The organism is Rosenbergiella australiborealis (assembly GCF_018494035.1).
Taxonomy (GTDB): domain Bacteria; phylum Pseudomonadota; class Gammaproteobacteria; order Enterobacterales; family Enterobacteriaceae; genus Rosenbergiella; species Rosenbergiella australiborealis.
Window position 1 is genome coordinate 26,764 of record NZ_JABBFO010000016.1, and the last position, 22,242, is coordinate 49,005.

At 48.0% G+C, this 22,242-nt stretch carries 16 protein-coding genes and 1 tRNA gene; 14 read left to right on the forward strand and 3 right to left on the reverse strand.

The window, feature by feature from the left end; translation table 11 throughout:
• Positions 1-124: 124 nt before the first annotated feature.
• On the reverse strand, positions 125-814 hold the full coding sequence (gene mutH, locus HGT73_RS13405) for a DNA mismatch repair endonuclease MutH (RefSeq protein ID WP_214215766.1): 690 nt from the start codon (positions 812-814) through the stop codon (positions 125-127).
• A 678-nt stretch (positions 815-1,492) separates the two neighbouring features.
• Between mutH and rppH the strand changes: the two genes are divergently transcribed.
• From rppH to recD, 12 genes are all read left to right on the forward strand, one after another.
• Positions 1,493-2,020 (forward strand): RNA pyrophosphohydrolase, encoded by a 528-nt coding sequence (rppH, locus tag HGT73_RS13410; RefSeq protein ID WP_214215767.1) that lies wholly within the window; start codon positions 1,493-1,495, stop codon positions 2,018-2,020.
• A 3-nt stretch (positions 2,021-2,023) separates the two neighbouring features.
• A complete protein-coding gene (gene ptsP, locus HGT73_RS13415; protein WP_214215768.1) occupies positions 2,024-4,279 on the forward strand; it encodes a phosphoenolpyruvate--protein phosphotransferase in 2,256 nt (751 codons plus the stop codon).
• 121 nt (positions 4,280-4,400) lie between these two features.
• Positions 4,401-5,276, forward strand: coding sequence for a prolipoprotein diacylglyceryl transferase (gene lgt, locus HGT73_RS13420; protein ID WP_214215769.1), 876 nt, complete (start codon positions 4,401-4,403; stop codon positions 5,274-5,276).
• Position 5,277: 1 nt separating this feature from the next.
• A complete protein-coding gene (gene thyA / locus HGT73_RS13425; RefSeq protein WP_214215770.1) occupies positions 5,278-6,072 on the forward strand; it encodes a thymidylate synthase in 795 nt (264 codons plus the stop codon).
• 293 nt (positions 6,073-6,365) lie between these two features.
• The gene (locus HGT73_RS13430) at positions 6,366-6,536 is read left to right on the forward strand and encodes a hypothetical protein (protein ID WP_214215771.1); all 171 of its coding nucleotides are present in this window, start codon (positions 6,366-6,368) and stop codon (positions 6,534-6,536) included.
• An 18-nt stretch (positions 6,537-6,554) separates the two neighbouring features.
• Positions 6,555-7,031, forward strand: a complete 477-nt coding sequence (locus tag HGT73_RS13435) for a prepilin-type N-terminal cleavage/methylation domain-containing protein (protein ID WP_214215772.1) — start codon at positions 6,555-6,557, stop codon at positions 7,029-7,031.
• Entirely contained in the window at positions 7,028-7,579 is a 552-nt protein-coding gene (locus HGT73_RS13440) for a prepilin peptidase-dependent protein (protein WP_214215773.1), read from the forward strand. The genes HGT73_RS13435 and HGT73_RS13440 overlap by 4 nt, the downstream gene beginning before the upstream one ends.
• On the forward strand, positions 7,579-8,025 hold the full coding sequence (locus HGT73_RS13445; protein WP_214215774.1) for a DUF2509 family protein: 447 nt from the start codon (positions 7,579-7,581) through the stop codon (positions 8,023-8,025). The genes HGT73_RS13440 and HGT73_RS13445 overlap by 1 nt, the downstream gene beginning before the upstream one ends.
• Positions 8,003-8,311 carry a prepilin-type N-terminal cleavage/methylation domain-containing protein gene (locus HGT73_RS13450; protein ID WP_214215775.1) on the forward strand — a complete coding sequence of 103 codons (309 nt, stop codon included), beginning with the start codon at positions 8,003-8,005 and terminating at the stop codon, positions 8,309-8,311. Before HGT73_RS13445 ends, HGT73_RS13450 begins: the two co-directional genes overlap by 23 nt.
• Positions 8,312-8,388: 77 nt before the next feature.
• On the forward strand, positions 8,389-11,817 hold the full coding sequence (gene recC, locus HGT73_RS13455) for an exodeoxyribonuclease V subunit gamma (protein WP_214215776.1): 3,429 nt from the start codon (positions 8,389-8,391) through the stop codon (positions 11,815-11,817).
• A complete protein-coding gene (gene recB, locus HGT73_RS13460; RefSeq protein WP_214215777.1) occupies positions 11,814-15,362 on the forward strand; it encodes an exodeoxyribonuclease V subunit beta in 3,549 nt (1,182 codons plus the stop codon). Before recC ends, recB begins: the two co-directional genes overlap by 4 nt.
• Positions 15,349-17,187: an exodeoxyribonuclease V subunit alpha gene (gene recD, locus HGT73_RS13465; RefSeq protein WP_214215778.1), complete on the forward strand. Its 1,839-nt coding sequence runs from the start codon at positions 15,349-15,351 to the stop codon at positions 17,185-17,187. The genes recB and recD overlap by 14 nt, the downstream gene beginning before the upstream one ends.
• Before the next feature lie 12 nt (positions 17,188-17,199).
• Here recD and argA read toward each other — a convergent pair whose 3' ends face one another.
• Entirely contained in the window at positions 17,200-18,531 is a 1,332-nt protein-coding gene (gene argA, locus HGT73_RS13470) for an amino-acid N-acetyltransferase (RefSeq protein ID WP_214215783.1), read from the reverse strand.
• A gap of 108 nt (positions 18,532-18,639) precedes the next feature.
• Between argA and HGT73_RS13475 the strand changes: the two genes are divergently transcribed.
• On the forward strand, positions 18,640-19,860 hold the full coding sequence (locus HGT73_RS13475; protein ID WP_214215779.1) for an N-acetylmuramoyl-L-alanine amidase: 1,221 nt from the start codon (positions 18,640-18,642) through the stop codon (positions 19,858-19,860).
• Between the two features lie 519 nt (positions 19,861-20,379).
• Positions 20,380-22,122: an arginine--tRNA ligase gene (gene argS, locus HGT73_RS13480; RefSeq protein WP_214215780.1), complete on the forward strand. Its 1,743-nt coding sequence runs from the start codon at positions 20,380-20,382 to the stop codon at positions 22,120-22,122.
• 43 nt (positions 22,123-22,165) lie between these two features.
• On the opposite strand, the gene HGT73_RS13485 is transcribed toward argS, so the two are convergent.
• A tRNA-Met gene (locus tag HGT73_RS13485) sits at positions 22,166-22,242 on the reverse strand.

Here is a 22,242-nt window from a genome sequence, read left to right on the forward strand (position 1 = left end):
AGTCAGTCAATAAAAACGTAAAAAAGTATGTACTATTTGGTTTCATTTCGCCAGACAGGAACTTTTTCTCTTGCTTCGTTGTTAAGCTAAAACGGAATATTCTTTTTATCAAGCGCTCACGGAATTATTCATTTTTTAATGCAAAGTGTTGAGCCAGTAACGGTGCAGTAAAGCGCTTCTTTAAATAGAAACCGCGAGGCAGCGTTAAAATTTTATTTCCCGATTTACCGATAGCTTCCGTTAATGCTCGATTATTCGCAGCTTTTGGACGAATCTGTAAATATTCGCCATGACGGGCGGTTATTTCTTCAACATGACCCAGCGCAATCATCTCCATTAATTCCTCCCAATCAGCATGAAGTTGTTGCTCTTCTTGTGCAGAGGGTTCCCAGAGTAGCGGGTTGCCAACTCGACGCTCGCCGAGCGGAATTTGCCGTTCTCCCTCGATGGGTATCCATAACACCTTGGCCAGTTTTTGGCGTACATGACTTTCTTGCCATGTTACGCCGATATTGCCGGTGAGCGGCACGACGCAGACAAAGGTGGTTTCCAGCGGGACGCCTTGGGCATTGATAGGGATAGTTTTAAGTTCAATGCCAAGATGGGCGAAGTCTTGCTCGGCTTTGCTGCCGGCTTGCGCACCCAAGGACAATTCAATTAAATTTCCTACCCAGCCTTTATTACGTTGCAACGAGGCAGGTAGCGCAATGTGTCGCTCACTCGCCAATTCTGCGAAGGTTTTCCCGGCCAGATGCTGGGCTCGCGTGAAGAGCTCAGTTTCTGATTGAGGTGGAGTCAGTAGTGGGAGCGGCATTATTAACCCCTGTATAAAAAATAACCAGTGAAACTTATCCCTGAATGATCCGAGGCGATGCGCCAAGGGGAAGAAAATAATAGCATGAAAAATCATGCTTTTTTACTCTAAAACGGAGGATAACGCGCTTGGCCGCTGAAGGTTATCCCACTTTTAAAGTAGTCATAAACAGGTTTGTTACCCTAGTTATCCACAGAAAAATTGGATAACTTAATAAGTTCCCCTGTGCTATTTCTAATTATTGTCTTGACAGGGGTTTTTGATTAGTTTTTTTACGACTTATGCGTAACATTCAAACGTGTTCTGTGGATAATTATAAAATAGAGTGTTTTTTAACCACCTTGTTAAGTGTTGACTGATTAGCCGTTGAGAAATCGGAGAAAAGGGTGTTTATAAAACCCATAACTTTATGTAATTTAAAGGTTTTATATTTTACTGTTGCGAGGGGTACCGCGGGTTTTCGACACGATTATTCATGCGAATCCCATCTTTTTCACAAAGCTATCCACAGAAAAGGTGAATAAGATCGGCTAACTCAGGGGTTATTTGTTTATAACTTTACTTTTACCCCGGACTTATCCCATTTAAGCCGATACAATTCCCCTGCAGGCAATGGTTTACCGCCCGTGTGGAGTATGAAACAATTGGGTTATCTAAAAAGAATATCGAGGTAGTCTAGTGATCGACGATGATGGCTACCGCCCTAACGTGGGTATCGTAATTTGTAATCGTCAAGGGCAGGTGCTTTGGGCTCGACGATTTGGTCAGCACTCTTGGCAATTTCCACAAGGTGGAATCAATGCTGGTGAGACCGCAGAGCAGGCGATGTACCGTGAATTATTTGAAGAAGTCGGTTTGCATCGAAAAGATGTGCGTATTTTGGCTTCGACGCGTAATTGGTTACGCTACAAATTACCGAAACGTTTGGTGCGATGGGATACACGGCCAGTCTGTATTGGCCAAAAGCAGAAGTGGTTTCTTTTACAACTTCAATGCCAAGATGCAGCCGTCAATGTCCAACGGAGTAGCACCCCTGAATTTGATGGTTGGCGTTGGGTCAGTTTTTGGTATCCGGTTCGTCAAGTCGTCTCTTTTAAACGAGATGTCTACCGACGGGTAATGAAGGAATTTGCAACATCGTTGATGGCTCAACCCGACGGGGGTGGGCAGCGTTCAAATTATACGGGACGGCGAAAAAGAGGATGATCAATGGCACTGAAGCTCAAACAGTTACGAGATATTGTTGAAAAAGTGGCGAGTGCGCCGCGACTTAACGACGCACTCGATATCCTCGTTAACGAGATCTGCGATACGATGGAAACAGAGGTTTGTTCCCTCTATTTGGCAGATCATGAGCGCGGTTGCTATTACCTGATGGCAACGCGTGGTCTTAAAAAACCACGCGGTGAAAAGGTGACGCTGGCCTTAGATGAAGGGATTGTGGGGTTGGTTGGCCGCTTGGCCGAACCCATCAACTTGGCTGATGCCCCCTCGCACCCGAGTTTCAAATTTATTCCTTCGGTTAATGAAGAACATTATCGTGCATTTTTGGGTGCCCCGATTGTCTCGCGTCGCACCGTACTGGGTGTGTTAGTGGTACAGCAGCGTGACACACGACAGTATGATGAGAGTGAAGAGTCATTTTTGGTGACGCTGGCGACACAAGTCGCGACGTTGCTCTCTCCCTCACAACTCCGCCAACTATTTGGTCTTTATCGCCAAAGCCGTATACAAGGGATTGCCGCTTCTCCAGGGGTGGCGATTGCCCCCGGCTGGGTCGATCAGGTGCAACCGTTACTGGAGCAGGTGACTCGCGCTTCAGTACTGGATATTGAACAGGAACAAGAGCGTCTGTTAGTGGCAATGTCTGAAGCGGGAGAAGAGTTTCGACGTTACAGCAAACGTTTTTCAGGCAGCGCACAAAAAGAGAGCGCAGAGATTTTTAATCTCTATTCCCACCTGTTAAGCGAGCCACGGCTGAAAAAAAGTCTGATTGCGGAGATAGAGCAGGGCATTGTCGCGGAATGGGCCGTTAAGGTCGTTATTGAAAAATTCGCTGCCCAATTTGCCGAGCTTAAAGATAACTACTTGCGTGATCGGGCTAATGATTTACGTGAAGTCGGTCAACGCTTATTGTTCCACCTCGATGACTCACTACAAGGAAGCAATAGCTGGCCGGAGCATTTCGTCTTAGTGGCCGATGAGCTGACCGCTACCTCTTTGGCTGAAATCCCACAAGATCGTTTAGCCGGCATTATCGTTCGCGATGGTGCCGCCAACTCCCATGCGGCTATTCTTACCCGCGCTATGGGAATTCCCACGGTGATGGGGCTGGATATTCGTCCTGAGCAGTTGAACAAACGACAGCTGATTGTTGATGGCTATCGCGGTGAAGTTCTCGTCGAACCTGAGCCGATTCTGATCAAAGAGTACCAGCGTCTTCTTAAAGAAGAACATGCGCTGAGTAAAACCGCAGAAACCGCCGCCGAGTTACCCGGTGCATTAAAAAGTGGCGAGCATATTTCGATCATGCTCAATGCGGGGCTCAGTGCTGAGCTTGAAATCGATCACGATAAATGGGTTGAAGGGATTGGTTTATACCGCACGGAAGTGCCTTTTATGCTGCAAAGTGGCTTTCCGTCTGAAGAGGAACAAGTCGCGCAGTATCAGGGCATGCTACAACTCTTTCATAATAAGCCTGTGACGTTACGAACCTTGGATATTGGGGCAGATAAACAACTGCCTTATATGCCGATCAGTGAGGAAAATCCCGCGCTCGGTTGGCGAGGGATCCGCCTGACCTTAGATCAACCGGAGATCTTCTTAGTTCAGGTTCGAGCCATGTTACGTGCGAATGCCGCGTCCGGTAATTTACGTATTTTACTGCCGATGATCACCAGTATTGATGAAATTGATGACGCTCGTCACCTCATCGATCGCGCTATTCATGAAGTTGAAGAGCTATTGGGGTATGAGATCCCTAGACCGCAAGTGGGGATTATGCTGGAAGTGCCATCAATGGTTTTCTTGATCCCGCAATTGGCGCGAAAGGTGGATTTTGTGTCGGTAGGCACAAACGATTTAACGCAATATTTGTTGGCAGTAGACCGTAACAATACGCGAGTGGCAAACCTCTATAGCGCGCTACACCCCGCAGTGTTACAAGCACTGTATCGTATTATGACCTTAGCGAAACGTGTCGATTTACCGGTATGCCTTTGTGGCGAAATGGCGGGAGACCCGACCTGTATTCCACTCTTGGTCGGAATGGGCTACCGTCACTTAAGTATGAACGGTAAGAATATTCCACGGGTTAAATACCTGCTGCGCCATCTAGAGTGTAATGAAACAGAACAGCTAGCCGCTCAAGTTCTTCAATCGAGCACGACCAGCGAAGTGCGCTACCAAATCTCAGTCTTTATGGAAAGACGTGGGCTGGGTGGATTAATCCGCGGCGGTCGTTAATACTCCGCTACATTTACTCGCCCGCAATGTTGCGGGCTTGTGCTATGATTTCACACAACTTATTTTTCGACGCCACCAATCACGCGGTGCGAATGTTTGATTTAACAATTTATGGTGCAAGATGACTGCGAGCTATCTTAAATTCCCACAATTTGATCCGGTAATTTTCTCTATCGGCCCGATCTCCCTTCACTGGTATGGTTTAATGTATTTGGTTGGCTTTATTTTTGCCATGTGGCTAGCGACCCGTCGGGCGAACCAACCAGGCAGCGGCTGGACAAAAACCGAAGTGGAAAACTTACTTTATGCGGGATTTCTCGGCGTATTTTTAGGTGGGCGCATTGGCTATGTTTTATTTTATAACTTACCGCTATTTTTAGAAAATCCCCTTTATCTATTCAAGGTGTGGGACGGCGGCATGTCGTTTCACGGTGGCCTGATTGGGGTGATAGTCGTGATGCTGGTTTTTGCACGGAAAACCAAACGCAATTTCTTCCAAGTTTCTGATTTTATTGCCCCCTTAATTCCTTTCGGCTTAGGTGCTGGGCGTTTAGGCAACTTTATTAATGGTGAGTTATGGGGGCGTGTCGATCCGAACTGTCCTTGGGCGATGCTATTTCCCGGTTCACGTGATGAAGACTTAGCTTTAATTCCTACTCACCCACAATGGCAGTCACTACTCGATACCTATGGCGTGTTGCCACGTCATCCTTCGCAGCTCTATGAGTTGGCATTAGAAGGGGTCTTGCTGTTTATTATCCTTAATCTGTTTATCCGTAAATCTCGACCTATGGGCAGTGTTTCAGGTCTATTTCTGATAGGCTATGGCGCTTTCCGGATTATCGTCGAGTTTTTCCGTCAGCCTGATGCGCAATTAGGCCTATTTGGCGGAGTGATCAGCATGGGACAGATTCTGTCTATTCCAATGATTGTCGCTGGACTGATAATGATGATTTGGGCTTATAAACGCCAGCCGACCCCGCAACGAGTGAAGTAAAATGAATCAATATCTACAACTGATGCAGAAAGTTTTATCAGAAGGCGCGGTCAAAGATGACCGTACCGGGACGGGAACCTTGTCAATTTTCGGTCACCAAATGCGCTTCGATCTGCAACAGGGTTTTCCCCTCGTCACGACCAAAAAATGTCACTTACGCTCAATTATTCATGAGCTGCTCTGGTTCTTGAAAGGGGAGACTAACATTGCTTATCTTAAAGAAAATAACGTCACTATTTGGGATGAGTGGGCAGATGAGCAAGGTAATTTAGGGCCAGTGTATGGTCAGCAATGGCGTAGTTGGCCTACCGCTGACGGTCGCTATATTGACCAAATTAGTGAAGTTATCCGCCAAATTAAGCAGGATCCTGATTCGCGCCGCATTATCGTGTCGGCGTGGAACGTTGGCGAGTTGGATAAGATGGCATTAGCCCCTTGCCACGCATTTTTCCAGTTTTATGTGGTTAATGGCAAGCTGAGTTGCCAGCTTTACCAACGTTCATGTGATGTATTCTTAGGTCTGCCTTTTAATATTGCCAGCTATGCATTACTGGTGCATATGGTAGCGCAACAGTGCGACCTTGAAGTCGGCGATTTTGTTTGGACAGGTGGCGATACTCACCTTTATTCCAACCATTTAGAACAGGCTAATTTGCAGTTAACTCGCGAACCACGTCCGCTGCCGACTTTAGTGATCAAGCGTAAACCCGATTCTCTCTTTGATTACCGTTTTGATGATTTTGAGATTGAAGGTTACGACCCACATCCTGCCATTAAAGCACCGGTAGCCATTTAACGTAGCCGTTTAATTTTGAAACAAGCCGTCATGATAGCAATCATTACGGCTTTTTTTATGCCAGTGACTCAAAGAGAAGCCGAAACATCTAGTTATTGCTAGTGGTGATTATTCTCTTATCGACTGACCATAATAATATCCATTCATTGTTTACAGCCCTTACTGCATTAGCCCTGCCTCATTTATTAATTACGCCTTGGTTCGAGGGTAACAGTAATAAAATTTCACTGATTAAGTGAGAGTATCAATCCCCTAGTCCATCGCCGAGCAGGCCGCGACGAGTCATCTATCCGTTGTCACTGAAACAGCTAATCAATCATGACACCCTTCTGGGGCAAGCCTATTATTTTATTGCTACTAAGTATGGCCGTGCTTCCAACATTACTGATAGCGATGGAACGCTCACCCAAAAGTTGGAAGTCGTTGCGAGTGTTATTGATCTGGCTAATGTTTACCACGGTTAGCCGGTATAACCTCGATTTATGCCACCTACTTCTCGCTCGTCTTATTCTGGGTTTACCCTGATCGAAATACTGATTGTTATGCTGATTATCAGTCTGCTTGCTGGGGTAGGGAGTCGCGCTTTGTCTCAGTGGCAGCAGCGTCAGCAGGTGAAGGCCAATGCCAGTGACTTAGCTTACTTTCTGAATCGGCTACGTCAGCAAGCGACTTGGTATCATACCACTATTGCGCTAGCCGCCGAGACCCAAGGGGAGGTGACTTATCTCGTGGCAAAGAGCGAGTCGCGTACAGGCTTCGTGCAGCGTTGGGTATGGAAACCGCTTTCCCCCAACGTCAGGATTATCGCGATACAGGGGGAACCCTCTTTTTATGGTAAACGGGGGACAGCTTGGCCAGGGAGTATTGAGGTGGGAAATCAGCTCGTACAATGGCGGATTATTGTCTCGGCACAAGGGCGTATTCGTTACTGTCAGCGACAAGAGGAGGAGTGTGGATGAGGCGAGCGTATTCTGCGCAAGCGGGCTTTAGTATGATTGAAATGGTGATTGCCCTGAGTATCGGGGCGATAGTGTTACTCAGCGCCGCGCGGCTATTACCGCAGTTATCCGTGCAGCTGCGTGCCTTAGAGCAACGTCAATTACTGCGACAGGAGGTCCATCGGTTGATACTTTTACTCGAAAAAGCGATCCGGCGGGCGGGATTTTGTTATGGTGACGGTTGCCAAGGATTAAGCCTTGAAATCAAAGAGAATGGTAAGTGTTTACTCACTCGTTGGGACGATAATGCTAAGGGGCGTTGGAATGAACCTACACATCAATACAGTGACTATTTTGGTTACCGACATCGTGGTGTGGCGCTAGAGTCCGCGCGCGGCGTCACCCAGTGCTCTACCGGTCAATGGTCACGGCTCACCCAGCCTTCACAAGTCGAAATCCTTGCGCTACATATAGAGGCCAAGACAAAGCATATCGTGATCCACTTAACTGGACGAGCAGGTAAGTACACACTTAACCAAACCCATTTTGTTAACCGAGAGAACGATTAATGTGGCGGCCTCTCTCCTCTTTTGAACGCTTTACCCAGCAGGGAAATACGACGCTACTCTGTGTATTGATGGTGATGACGCTTGCTAGCAGTTTACTGCGCCTAAAGAGTTCTTCGATTCATTACGGCACACAACAGGTTAATGATGAAAAAAAGTATCTCACCGCCTTTTATCAAGCTCAGTCAGCATTGGCATGGGGAGGTAGCTACGAGTGGTCAATGCACCTCGGTTGGCAATGCCCAGCCTCTCCCTCTTCTTCTTTCTCTGTCTGTTTATGGCGTGCGACACCGACGGAGGGTTGGTTACGTGGTAGTTCAGAAAAAAGTGAGTGGTTACTATGGCAGCGGGTTATCTTTCCTAAGACATCGCCATCACGCAGTCAACGTCATCGACGAGGGTGGATCGACGACTGTCCCTTGTCGGTTGAACAGTGTCTGGAGCGGTGAAAGGGGCTTTAGCTTACTTGAGGTAGTCGTTGCCTTAACGCTGTTATCAGTCAGCACTCTACTGATATTTCAGTATAGCGAAGCGCTTCAATTGAGTGAGCAGCAACAATGGCAACGTCGCGAAGCGTGGCGTCAGCTGGCACAGCGGCTTGAGGGGGCTGAAATCGCGGCACCGGCTCTTTATGAGTACACGATTGCCGCTGATAATGGATGCTTTTGGCAGAAGGTGGAATGGCGAGTGGCAGATCACTCGCCATTACGACTTGAACGTTTACACTGTCCTTAGCAATTAACCGCTGTCGGTCGTGATAATGAATAGAGCAAGGTATACTGCTTGTTAAGCAGCAGAACCAAGAGGTTATTATGTTTCGTGTTTGGCATTCAAATCGTCTGGATTTACTTAAAGACTTGGTCACCTCCATTATGGAAAATGATCCACTCCCCGACCCATTAGCTCAAGAGGTGGTGCTGGTACAAAGTCCGGGGATGGCGCAATGGTTACAGATGGCGTTAGCTCAAGGGTTTCAATCACGGATCGCTGCTAATATTCTCTTTCCTTTACCGGCCACCTTTATTTGGCAGATGTTTGTGGCGGTACTCCCCGGTATTCCTGCTGAAAGTGCTTTTACTAAAAGCGCGATGAGTTGGAAACTGATGCATCTTCTGCCATTGCTGCGCGACAATCCTGAATTTGAGGTACTGAGCGATTATCTTTCCCAGGACAGTGATCAGCGTAAGCTATATCAGTTAAGTGCCCAAGTTGCTGACCTGTTTGACCACTACTTGGTCTATCGGCCCGAGTGGTTAGCACTGTGGCAGCGGGGAGAACTTATCCCAGAGCTCGGGAGTGCCCAAATATGGCAAGCTCCGCTTTGGCAAGCATTGGTCCGCTATACGGCTGAGATTGGCCAGCCAGAATGGCACCGTGCTAATCTCTATCAACGTTTTATTCAACGTCTAGCCGATGAAGACTTACAGGCAACGTTACCTCGTCGGGTCTTTATTTGTGGCATTTCGTCGCTACCGCCTATCTATTTGCAGGCATTAGAAGCGCTGGGACGGCATATTGATATTCATCTCCTCTTTACCAATCCTTGTCAGGAGTATTGGGGCGATATTCAAGACCGTGCCTTTCTTGCTCGATTATTAACGCGTCGTCGTAAAGTGTATGCCCTGAATCAACGGCGGTGGCAAGAAACAGGCGAGCAACGTGGGTTATTTAAAACCCCGGATCTTGTCGAGACGCTGTTTTCTGCTGAGGGTGAACAAGCATTACCCAATCCACTTTTGGCCTCTTGGGGGCGGCAGGGGCGCGATAATCTCTATCTCTTAGCGCAGATGGAAAGCGTGAATGATGAAGTTCACGCATTTGTTGAAAGTGAACCGACAAACTTACTGTCACAACTACAACACGATATTTTGACACTGGAAGACTACTCGGTGGTTGGGTTGAACACACAACAGTTTGCGACGAGCCATACTAAACGTCAGCTAGCGGTTGATGATCACTCTATTACCATTAATAGTTGCCATAATGCACAACGTGAAGTGGAAGTGTTACGTGACTATCTGCTGACATTGCTTGATAACGATCCTGACCTCAGCCCGCGCGATATTATCGTAATGGTGGCGGATATCGACATCTACGCGCCCTATATTCAAGCGGTATTTTCACGGGTCAGCAATCACGACTCGCTGCCTTTTTCTATCTCAGATCGCAGCGCCAGCCATGCACATCCGGTTATTCATGCTTTTATCCAATTATTACTCTTACCAGACAGCCGTTTTACCTCTGAACAAGTGCTGGCCTTACTCGAAGTTCCGGCCTTAGCTGAACGTTTTGCCATCAGTGAAACACAACTACAACGCTTGCGTCTTTGGGTCGAAGAGTCAGGAATTCGCTGGGGATTGGACGACGAAAGTGCTGCGACCTTAGCGTTACCGGTGACTGGCCAACATACTTGGCAATTTGGTATTCAGCGAATGCTACTGGGTTATGCGATGGATAGCACCGCGGGTGATTGGCAAGGTATCCTGCCTTATGATGAAAGTGCAGGATTGATGGGCGAGCTCGCCGGGCAGCTTGCCGAGTTTTTATCGGCTTTAACTGAATGGCGTGAGCGACTTACACAGTCCTATACCTTGGAGGAGTGGCTCCCTTACTGTCGACAATTAACGGAGCGCTTTTTTATTGGTGATGCTGAAAGCCAAGCGGCGTTAGAGGTGATCCACGAACAGTGGCGCAAGATGATACAAGAAGGCATTGACTCACGTTATACGCAAGCTATCCCGATGACGCTTTTACGCGATGAGTTACGTGGACGACTTGAGCAACAGCGTATTAGTCAGCGCTTTCTTGCCGGGCAGGTCAATTTCTGTACATTAATGCCGATGCGTTCAATCCCGTTCAAAGTGGTTTGTCTTCTCGGAATGAATGATGGTGTGTACCCACGCACCTTGCAGCCTTCGGGCTTTGATTTAATGCCCAAACAACCGAGAAAAGGTGACAGAAATCGCCGAGATGATGACCGTTATCTCTTTTTGGAAGCCTTAGTCTCCGCACAGCACTATTTCTATATCAGTTATGTCGGGTGTTCGATCCAAGATAATCAGCCGCGTTTGGCTTCGGTGTTAGTCACTGAGTTGCTGGAATATATTGGGCAGAGCTTCTGTTTGCCCGGCGATGAGGCCTGCAATGTTGATGAGAGTGCGCAACATGTTCAGCAGCACTTGGTGAGGCAGCAACCTCGTACCCCTTTTGCGGTAGAGAATTTTACCGACGACAATCCGTGGCACTCATTTTCTCAACAATGGGTCGCAGCAGCTAATCGAGCCGGAACACCGCCCCTTGATTTTGCTCAAACACTCTCAGCTTATACACCTGATGAAGTCTCCATTAATACTTTAGCAAGTTTCTGGCGTCATCCAATACGTGCGTGGTTTACGCGACGCTTAGGCATCTACTTTCAACGGGAAGCCGTCGGTTTACCGGAAAGTGAACCGTTTGTGCAAGATAACTTGACGCGCTATCAGCTTAATCAGCGACTCCTCAATTGTCTGATTGAACAACAGTCCCCGGAACAGCTCTATCGCCATTTTCGTTTAGCGGGTCAGTTACCTTATGGGGCTTATGGTCGGTTGATTTGGCAGCGCCAATGTACGGAGATGGAGAGCGTGGCTCAGTCAGTGGTGGCTCAACGCCAAACCACACAGAGTATGGAAATCGACCTACAGTTAGTGCATACCCGAGTGGTGGGGTGGCTCCCGCAAGTGCAGCCGGATGGATTACTCCGCTGGCGTCCGGGTAAACTTAATCTCACCGATGGTTTATTGCTCTGGATTGAGCACCTACTCTACTGTGCAATGGGAGGAAAAGGGATCAGTCGGATGTATGGGCGTGATGAAACCTGCTGGCGTTTTTTACCCGTGCCGATTGACGATGCGATAACGCAGCTAGAGAGAATGATACAGGGCTACTACCAAGGGATGATGGCACCGTTGTGGCTATTAAAAGAGAGCGGCGGAAGTTGGTTACAGGCATCGATGATGAAAAATAGTCATCCACCGATGATCGATTGGCAGGAAACGACGCAAAATATGGCACAACAACGCCTGCATAATGCTTGGCATGAAGGGTATCTTATGGCTGGCGAAGGACGTGATCCTTATCTGCAACGCTTAGCGCCGCAACTGACGCCTGAGCTTATTAGTGAGATTTGTCAGCAAGCCGAAAACTGGTACCTTCCTGTGTTACAAGCGCATACCCCTGAAACTGTGGAGAGTGAATCATGAGTCCATCTTCAACCGTGATCGCTCTTGATCCTTATACGCTCCCTTTGCAAGGTCAGCGACTGATTGAAGCCTCAGCAGGAACCGGAAAAACCTTTACGCTCGCAATACTCTATTTACGACTACTTTTAGGGTTGGGTGGAGATAAGGCTTGGTCCCGATTACTTTCCGTTGAGGAGATTCTGGTGGTGACCTTTACCGAGGCTGCAACAGAAGAGCTGCGTGGACGTATTCGTGACAATATTCACCAACTGCGGCTTGCTTGCTTACGCGGTCACTCTGATCATCCAGTATTCAGTCGACTGCTGTTAGAGATAGAGGATACGTCACAGGCGGCAGCGATCTTATTGCTGGCTGAGCGGCAAATGGACGAATCCGCCATCTACACCATCCACGGTTTTTGTCAGCGAATGCTGAATCTTAATGCCTTTGAATCAGGGATGCTCTTCCAACAGCAGCTGTTGGACGATGAGCAACAGCTATTACGCCAAGCGACGGAGGATTTTTGGCGTCGCTACTGCTATCCGTTGGAGGATGAGATAGCGCAAGAAGTCGTGGCACTATTTAGCGGGCCGGAGCACCTTTTGCACTCAGTCAAGGGGTGGTTACAAGGTGAATTACCACAACTTAAACACCCGATAGTGACCCAAGATTTGAACGAGTGCCATCAACAGAACTGCCAGCGTATTACGCAGATGAAACAGAGGTGGCGAGAGGTGGCGAGTGAAGTAGCGGCGTTGATTTTAGCCTCCGATGTCGATAAACGCAGTTATTCTAAACAGCATGTACCGAACTGGATTACTACACTCACGCTGTGGGCTGAGAGTGAGGATACCAGCTACCAAATTCCGCAAAAAGAGCTCGAAAAATTCAGCCAATCGCAACTGATAGCCAAAACAAAAAAAGGCCAACCCCCGCAACATGCGGTGTTTGAAGCTATTGATCTATTTTTATCAACGCCGATATCGTTGTATGAACCGCTTGTGGCGTTAGCGCTGCAAGATATTCGGGCGCATTTACGACAAGAAAAAGCGCGGCAGGCTTTACTCAGTTTCGATGATCTATTAGCTAAGTTGGATCAGGGACTGCAACAGCCGCAAGGTGAAGCGTTAGCTCAGGCAATTCGCGAACGCTATCCAGTAGCGATGGTGGATGAATTTCAGGATACCGATCCGACGCAGTATCGTATCTTTAGCCGTATTTACGCCCAGCCCTCAGATACCGCTCTGTTATTAATTGGTGATCCTAAGCAAGCGATCTACGCGTTTCGCGGGGCAGATATTTTCACCTATATCAAAGCGCGTGATGAAGTGACCGATCACTATTCACTCCACACTAACTGGCGATCCTCCCCGGGGATGGTGGCCAGTGTTAACCAGCTTTTTCAACGAGTCGAACATCCTTTTCTCTTTGCTGATATTCCTTTTTTGGCGGTTGAGTCAGCGCCCAGTAACCAGGCATTAAGTTTGTGGCGTGACGGGGTGCAACAGCCAGCGATGCGCTGGTGGCTAAAGGAGGGAGAAGGGTGCAACGTCACTGACTATCAACAGACGATGGCACAATATTGTGCTAATGATATTGCACAATGGTTAATTGCCGGTCAGCAGCAGCAGGCTTGGTTGGTGAAAGGAGAAACACGTCGCGCAGTAACCGCTGCCGATATTACTGTACTGGTACGTAGCCGCCGTGAAGCTAATTTAATTCGCGATGCGCTTCAGCAACAGGGTATTGCCTCTGTTTACCTCTCAAGTCGCGACAGTGTTTACCAAACCGTCGAAGCACAGGAACTGTTGTGGGTACTGCAAGCTATTTTGCAACCTCAACAGGAGTCCTTATTACGAACGGCTCTAGCCACCCGCTTATTGGGGTATTCAGCTACGCATATCGAGGCGTTAAGCCTTGATAGTCGCGGTTGGGATACGCTGACGGATCAGTTTATGGCTTGGCAGCAATTATGGCGTGGAGAGGGTTTTCTTCCGATGTTTCGGCAGTTGATGCACCAACTCGGGCTGGCGGAAAACGTATTATCCAGTGAACGTGGGGAACGTCGACTTACCGATTTAATGCATGTCAGCGAACTATTACAGTCTGCCTCAGCCGACCACGATACTCCCCATGCATTGCTGCGCTTTTTTGCTCAACAGATCGATCAGCCTGATGATAACGCGCGTAGTCAGCAATTACGGCTTGAGAGCGATCGTGATCTCGTACAAATAGTCACTATTCATAAATCCAAAGGACTTGAGTATCCGCTGGTTTGGCTCCCATTTATCGCCGGGTATCGAGAAACCAAACAACCGCTCTACCATGACCGCCAACATTTTTCGGCAGTGCTCGATCTGCATGAAGATGAAGAGAGCTTAGCACTCGCCGAAGAAGAGCGACTTGCTGAAGATCTTCGCTTACTCTACGTCGCGTTAACCCGCTCTATTTGGCACTGTAGCCTGGGAATTGCGCCACTTTTTTACCGTAAACGTAAATACCAAGGGCCGAGCGAGCTTGAACACAGTGCGGTGGGGTACTTAGTACAGCAAGGTCAAGCCGCGACCGCAGAAGAACTGGCCACAGCATTGTCGCAGATGAGCAATACCCAATGTGATGTGGTAATAGCCAGTGATCAGCCGCTTAATGCATATCAGCCGACACCAGTGACACCGCCTCACGTCACGGCGAATGTTTTACAACGTACCTTACAGGACCACTGGCGAGTCACCAGCTATTCTGCATTGACCTATCATGCCAGTCACCATCAGCTGTTTGTACCCGGTTTTGATAGCGAAGTCGTGGCTGAGCGTGAGGATGAAGGCCCGTATCTTCCTACCGTACATCAATTTCCGAAAGGCGCTGGTCCGGGAACGTTTTTACACCACCTTTTTGAAAATCTTGATTTTACAGCGCCCCCTGAAGAGCAATGGGTCGCAGAACAGTTACTTGCGTGGGGGTATGACAGCGAATGGACGACGGTTGTGCATACGTGGATCCATCGTGTTTTAGCACAATCATTACCCCAAGCAGTCACCTCGCTTGCCCAGATCCCTCAGAGCGATCGCTTGATTGAAATGGAGTTTTGGATCCCGATTGAACAACCGTTGAACGCGATGGCGTTAGACCGCTGTATAAAGCAGCATGATCCACTATCCGCCCATGCCGCCTCGCTCTCTTTTTCACAGGTGCAAGGGATGTTAAAAGGCTTTATCGATCTCGTCTTTCGCTGGCAAGGTAAATATTACATTGCGGACTATAAGTCGAATTGGTTAGGTCTGGACAGTCAGGCCTATACGCAGGACGCTATGCAAACGGCCATGATCGAACATCGGTATGATTTTCAATACCAGTTATATACTTTGGCGCTGCATCGTTATTTACGGCATCGCTTGCCTGATTACGACTATGAACAGCACTTTGGCGGGGTCTACTACCTTTTCTTACGCGGGATGGCCGATAACCTTCCCGGTAATGGGATCTTTTTTACTCGGCCTTCACTGGCACTGATCGCGCAAATGGATCGTTTCTTTAGTCAGCAGGAGGACAACAATGAGCCATCTTGAATCGTTACTGAGTGATGTCCAAGCCACGCAATTATTTCGACCGGTGGACTTACAATTTGCCCGACTACTTTGTGCCGGGCGTGGTGACTATTTTCTGGCAGCTGCCTGCTTAAGTGCCCGGGCAGGGGAAGGGGATGTCTGCCTTGCCCTTGAATCCTTAACGCCTAACGCCCTATGGAATGGCGCGCAGCGTAGCGTAGCCGAGCAATTATGGCAGTATTGCCAAGCACCACACAACGCGACTGAGTGGCAACAAGCCTTGGCGAGCTGGCCAGCTCTTTCAACGACGACGCATATCGGTCCTATTTGTTTAGAGGGAGAGCTGCTTTATTTGCAGCGGGCTTGGCATAATGAACAACAGGTTGCGACGTTTTTTAATTCACTCCCCGCGCAGGGTATTGATAATGAGTCACAAGCACGACAGATTTTAGATCAACTGTTTGGTGATGCGCCGCATAATGACCAAAAAGTGGCGGCCGCTGTGGCACTGACTGCACGTCATGCCATTATCTCTGGGGGGCCAGGCACCGGTAAAACGACAACGGTGGCTAAACTGTTGGCAGCGATGATCCAACTGAGCCCAAACAAATTGCGTATTCAGATGGCAGCCCCCACCGGCAAAGCTGCTGCCCGGTTAACGGAATCACTCGGCAAGGCGCTACTGGCTTTAACGGTCGATGCCACGATTCACCAACGTTTTCCTCGTGAAGCCACAACACTACACCGCTTATTGGGGGCTCAGGCTACCTCGCGACAGCTACGTTACCATGCTCATAATCCATTGCACCTCGATATTCTCGTGGTTGACGAAGCCTCGATGGTCGATTTAACCATGATGGCTAATTTGATTGCCGCATTGCCTATGCATGCACGAGTAATTTTTTTGGGGGATCGCGATCAGTTAGCGTCAGTGGAAGCTGGGGCTGTATTAGGGGACATTTGTCGTAGCGCAGAGTACGGTTATAGCCCAGCGCGTGCCGCACAGTTGTCACGTTTGACCGGTTGTGATGTCGAGGGGCATGATCAGCCTAATGCACCGCGATTGCGAGATAATATCTGTCTTCTAAAGCACAGTTATCGTTTTGACGATAAATCGGGAATTGGTCAGCTGGCTCGTGCGGTCAACCAAGGTAATACTCAGCAAGCCCAAGCCTTATTAACCGGAGAAAGCCAAGATATTCACTGGCAAAGCCTCACCGACGAAGCCGAATGGCGAACCATGCTCAATGATATTTGTCTCGGTTATCAGTCTTTTATTACCTCGATTACCGACGGTGAGACGCCGGCACAGATTGTCGCTAATTTTGCTCACTACCAACTGCTTTGTGCTTTGCGTGAAGGGGCTTACGGTGTGAAAGGGCTGAATCAGAGTATTGAAGGCGCATTACGGCAACGAGGATGGATCTCCGCTTTGTCGAGTTCACAACAGTGGTATGTAGGGCGACCCATTATGATTACGCGTAATGACAGTGGGCTCGGACTCTTTAATGGCGATGTGGGGATTACTTTGCAGGATAGCGATCAGCAACTAAAAGTCTATTTTCAATTGCCTGATCGCACATTACGCGCAGTACAGCCATCACGATTACCTGAACATGAAACCGCTTGGGCGATGACGGTCCATAAATCACAAGGCTCAGAATTCACCCATACTGCATTAGTTTTGCCACGCCAGTTTAGTCCGGTCTTGTCACGAGAGCTTATCTATACGGCGATTACTCGAGCAAAGACGCAGCTGACGCTCTATAGCGATGCGGCTATCCTCAGTCGGGCGATACTGAATAAAACATCACGCCGCAGCGGACTCGCCGCGGCATTGAATTAAGTGGCGCTATAATCAGTCTAAGTTGAGCATTAATATTTTTGAACGGCGTTGATAGTTATAGAGTTTCTTCTTACTTTCCGGCAGAAACTCTATATCGACGGGCTGAAAGCCCCGCTCTTGGAACCAATGGATGCTGCGTGTCGTTAACACGAAAAGTTTTTCTAACCCAGCTTGCTTGGCTTGCTGCCTGACTTGCTGCAGTAATACATCACCGCGAGAGGAGCTACGGTAATCAGGATGTACCGCAACACACGCCATTTCACCGATCTTATCTTCATTAAAGGGATAGAGGGCCGCACAGGCTATGGTCAGTTGATCACGCACCACGACGGTAAATTTATCAATCTCCATCTCCAATTGCTCACGGGAACGTCTTACTAAGATCCCTTGTTGTTCGAGTGGACGGATAAGATCTAAAATACCGCCAATATCATCGATCGTCGCTTTACGCACTTGCTCGGCAGAAGCCATCACGACTTGCGTACCAATTCCTTCTCGAGAGAAGATTTCTTGCAGTAACGCCCCATCCTCTAAATAGCTGATGAGATGACTGCCTGGTACACCGCTTTTACAGGCTTGTACTGCACCGCGTAAAAAACGAACGGTGCCTGAAAGGTAATCTCCAGCGGCTTCATACTGTTCAATGCGTTGCTGGGCTTCGTCAGGGAACATCTCAGAAATAATTTTCCCGTTTTCATCGGGAACCCCTTGTTCTGAGCAAAATCCAATCATTTTCGCGGCATTAAGTTTTATCGCGACTTGTGTGGCGATCTCTTCCGAGGTGAGGTTAAAGCTCTCGCCGGTGACTGACACGGCAACTGGACCGATGAGCACAATCGCCCCGGTATCGAGTTGCTGATTAATGGCTTGATAGTCAATACGGCGAATACGTCCTGAATGGCAATAATCAACCCCGTCATCGACACCTAGAGGTTGGGCAATAATAAAGTTACCACTGACTACATTAATATGCGCATTTTGAAGCGGGGTATTCCCTAAACTCATGGATAGGCGTGCAGTAATATCTAATTGCAGTCTACCTGCCGCTTGTTTGACTAACTCCAAAGATTGCGCGTCAGTAACCCGAGTATATTTATGGTACGTCGGCTCAATATGATGCTCGAGTAAATTAGCGTCGATTTGTGGACGCGCCCCATATACGACGACAAGACGAATCCCTAAACTGTGTAAGAGTCCAATGTCGCTGACAATGCTCAGGAAGTTTTCATGGCAGATAGCCTCACCGCCAAGCATAATAACAAAGGTTTTATTACGATGGGTATTGATGTAGGGCGCGGTATGTCTAAAACCTCTAACCAGTTCAGTGCTACGTTCTGTCACGATAACTCCAAGTGAATTTTTATTCGTTATATTTGTATTTTTATGCTTAATAGGCATAAATTGCAAGTTGTGATTGTGATAAATCACAAACTTATCTTTAGGGACAAGGATATGCAGTTTCAAATAAGGACATTGTATTGCCGGCAATGGCGATGCCGTCTTACGGCGATAGCTTGGCTAATGACTTTCCTCTCAAATGCTCACGCGACCGCCGATGTGCAATTTATTGCGGCACGCGTATGGCCCTCCACTTTGTATACGCGATTGACCTTAGAGTCAGAAGCCGCGCCGACCTATCGTTATTTTTTACTGCATCATCCAGAACGATTGGTCATTGACGTTGACGGGGGGGAGTTAACGCCTGCACTGCGTCAATTAAGTCGTCATATCAGTGCGAAAGATCCCTTTATCGCTGGGGTCCGCGTGGCAAAATTTGATCCTAAAACATTACGTATTGTGATTGATCTTAAGCAAGCCATCCGTGCCGATATTTTTAGCTTAAAACCAGTTGCGAACTTTCAGCGGCGATTAGTGATCGACTTTTATCCTAAATTAAAAGGCGATAAAGATCCGTTAGGCGACTTTATTACCGATAAACAGGTCTTAGCTGCCCCTAAAAATGCCCCTCCTTTAGCGCAAAAATCATCTTCTTTTGTCGTGGTCATTGACGCGGGGCATGGCGGCGAGGATCCCGGCGCTCATGGCCTACGTAAGACGTTAGAAAAAGAAGTGGTATTACAGATAGCGAAGCGGTTAAAGCAATTGATTGATCAGCAACCGACAATGACTGCAGTGATGACGCGAAGTGATGACTACTTTGTTCCCTTAGCCGCCCGTGTCGCCAAGGCACAACAGCACAGTGCGGCCGTTTTTGTCTCTATTCATGCGGATGCCTATGCCAATCGGCATGCGCGTGGCTCGTCAGTGTTTATGCTATCGACGCGCGGTGCCACTTCTGCCGCGGCACGTTTCCTCGCACAATCCCAAAACCAATCAGATTTAATCGGTGGGGTGAGTCGCAGTGGTGACAATTACTTGGATACGACCTTACTGGAATTAATACAACGTAAAACACTACAAGATAGTGCATTACTTGGAAAGGATGTGCTGGAACAATTGCAAAAAATCAATCCGCTGCATAAATCACGGGTAGAGCGTGCGGGGTTTGCTGTACTAAAAGCACCGGATATTCCATCTATTTTGGTCGAAACGGCATTTATCAGCCATCCGGAGGAAGAGCGTAAGTTACGAACGGCAAGGTACCAACAACAGGTGGCGGAGGCCATTTTAAATGGGATCAAGCGTTATCAACGTCAGCGGCATGAGCAGTAAGTTATTGTGATTTTCCCCGCGATGCAGGGAAGAAGAGATACTCATGTCGCCAGTTATCGGCAATAAAGCGATAACTGGCTTGATAAATATCAATAAAGTCAACGGTAGACCTAGGGTAACTCTCATCATATTGTTACCCTTTTTTATTGGATGTTTTTTGATCAAAATGTACTGCAATCGCACAGCATAGCGTGACTCGCCGTTTTAGTGAGTGTCAGGGATATTCAATCGAATCATGATCGTAAAGGTGGGGGATTTAGTCGGACTGGACGGCGTCAATAATCACATAAAGCGTGATGGAACGCGGTGCCGGTTCATCACATCCATACCTTACTGCCACATTTAATTCGTCTTCCTGTGTTCTCAGAATGCCTACCGGCTCAAGGCGACTTAATCATTTTCAAAGGGTGTGAGTGAGCAAAATGTGTCTGGCCTATCGAGGAGCGTAAAGAGACCAGCGCAGTGCTACAAAACGGAACGTCTGTGGATAACCAATAGATAACTACTATAGAGGGAACTATGAATATAGCGGAAATACTTTCATCTTATGCGCAGTGTGCATTACAAGATTTAGGGGTGTCATCGACGATAACCGTGAGCGCAAAACCCTCATTACGTGAAGCGTTAGGGGATTATCAAATTGACGCTATTATTCCTATTGCCAAACAGCTTCGTTTACCTCCCCGTCAATTAGCAGAACATGTGGTTGAGCAGATGCAAACATCAGAAGCTGTTAGCCAGATGGTGGATGAATTTTCGGTGGCGGGGGCAGGATTTATCAATATCCGGTTACGTACTGCATGGCTGGCGAATGCCGTATCCGCCCTCGCCAATGATCCGCGTCTAGGGGTAGCGATTCAGCCTGCCACCCATATCGTTATTGATTATTCATCGCCGAATGTCGCCAAAGAGATGCATGTCGGTCATTTACGCTCAACGATCATCGGCGATGCCAGTGTTCGCACCTTAACGTTTCTAGGTCATAAGGTGACCAGGGTTAACCATATTGGCGATTGGGGAACGCAGTTCGGTATGCTTATTGCCCACCTTGAAGAGGTGGATCGTAAAGATCTTCTGTCACTGTCTGATCTGGAAGGTTTTTATCGCGATGCTAAAAAACGCTACGATCAAGATCCGATATTCTCGCGCCAAGCAAGAAATTATGTAGTGAAACTACAACAGGGTGATGATTACTGTCGAAAAATGTGGCGTCAATTAGTTGATATCTCCATGCAACAGAATCAACAAAATTATGATCGACTCGGGGTCTCCTTAACCCCCGCGGATATTCGCGGTGAGAGTGCTTATAACGCGATGCTTCCTGTCATTGTTGACGATCTTTTAGAACGCCATATAGCTCAAGAAGAGCAGGGCGCCGTGGTCGTTTATCTCGACGACTATAAAAATAAGCAGGGTGAAGCAATGGGCGTGCTGATCCGTAAACAGGATGGCGGCTACCTCTATACGACGACCGATATTGCCTGCGCGAAATACCGCTATCAGACACTTCATGCCGATCGTATTTTGTACTACGTCGATGCACGTCAGCATCAACATTTAATGATGGCATGGGCGATTGTTCGCAAAGCGGGATATGTACCGGAACGAGTCTCCTTAGAGCATCATAAGTTTGGCATGATGCTGGATAAACAGGGGCAACCTTTTAAAACCCGTGAAGGGGGAACCATTAAGTTGTCTGAACTTCTGACCGAAGCGGTCAGCCGTGCGACACGGTTAATCGAGCAGAAATCACCGCAAATCACTGGGCCGGAATTGACAGAATTAGCGACAATTATCGGTATTGGTGCGGTAAAGTATGCCGATCTTTCAAAGAATCGAACCACCGATTATATTTTTGACTGGGACAGTATGCTGAGCTTTGAAGGCAATACCGCCCCTTATATTCAATATGCCGGTGCGCGGATCCGTTCTTTGTTAGACAAAGCCCATCAGCAAGGATTGGAGTGGCAAGGTGGGGAGGGGCTCTGTTTCACTACGGGGGAAGAGCGTGCACTGGTTATAGCTATTTTACAGTTGGAAGAGCGCTTAACCTTAGTTGCCCGGGATGGCATGCCAAACATCATGTGCCAATATCTTTACGACTTGGCGTCACTCTTTTCGCGCTTTTATGCCCATTTACCGATATTGGTGCACAGCGATGTCGACCAACGCAAAAGTCGGCTTTATCTTGCAGACATTACCGGACGAGTATTGGCGTTGGGGTTATCAACGTTAGGAATTGGTCTTCCTGAGCGGATGTAACGAAAAAAAGCTTATCAATATGCATTGATAAGCTTTCTTAAAGTGGTTGCGGGGGCCGGATTTGAACCGACGACCTTCGGGTTATGAGCCCGACGAGCTACCAGGCTGCTCCACCCCGCG

Excerpts from the sequence above, each read along its gene's own strand:
- recD (WP_214215778.1), top strand. The coding sequence starts at position 15,349 with ATGAGCCATCTTGAATCGTTACTGAGTGATGTCCAAGCCACGCAATTA.
- HGT73_RS13445 (WP_214215774.1), top strand. The coding sequence starts at position 7,579 with ATGTGGCGGCCTCTCTCCTCTTTTGAACGCTTTACCCAGCAGGGAAAT.
- recB (WP_214215777.1), top strand. The coding sequence starts at position 11,814 with ATGAGTCCATCTTCAACCGTGATCGCTCTTGATCCTTATACGCTCCCT.
- HGT73_RS13440 (WP_214215773.1), top strand. The coding sequence starts at position 7,028 with ATGAGGCGAGCGTATTCTGCGCAAGCGGGCTTTAGTATGATTGAAATG.
- mutH (WP_214215766.1), bottom strand. The coding sequence starts at position 814 with ATGCCGCTCCCACTACTGACTCCACCTCAATCAGAAACTGAGCTCTTC.
- HGT73_RS13475 (WP_214215779.1), top strand. The coding sequence starts at position 18,640 with ATGCAGTTTCAAATAAGGACATTGTATTGCCGGCAATGGCGATGCCGT.
- HGT73_RS13435 (WP_214215772.1), top strand. The coding sequence starts at position 6,555 with ATGCCACCTACTTCTCGCTCGTCTTATTCTGGGTTTACCCTGATCGAA.
- lgt (WP_214215769.1), top strand. The coding sequence starts at position 4,401 with ATGACTGCGAGCTATCTTAAATTCCCACAATTTGATCCGGTAATTTTC.
- recC (WP_214215776.1), top strand. The coding sequence starts at position 8,389 with ATGTTTCGTGTTTGGCATTCAAATCGTCTGGATTTACTTAAAGACTTG.
- thyA (WP_214215770.1), top strand. The coding sequence starts at position 5,278 with ATGAATCAATATCTACAACTGATGCAGAAAGTTTTATCAGAAGGCGCG.
- ptsP (WP_214215768.1), top strand. The coding sequence starts at position 2,024 with ATGGCACTGAAGCTCAAACAGTTACGAGATATTGTTGAAAAAGTGGCG.
- argS (WP_214215780.1), top strand. The coding sequence starts at position 20,380 with ATGAATATAGCGGAAATACTTTCATCTTATGCGCAGTGTGCATTACAA.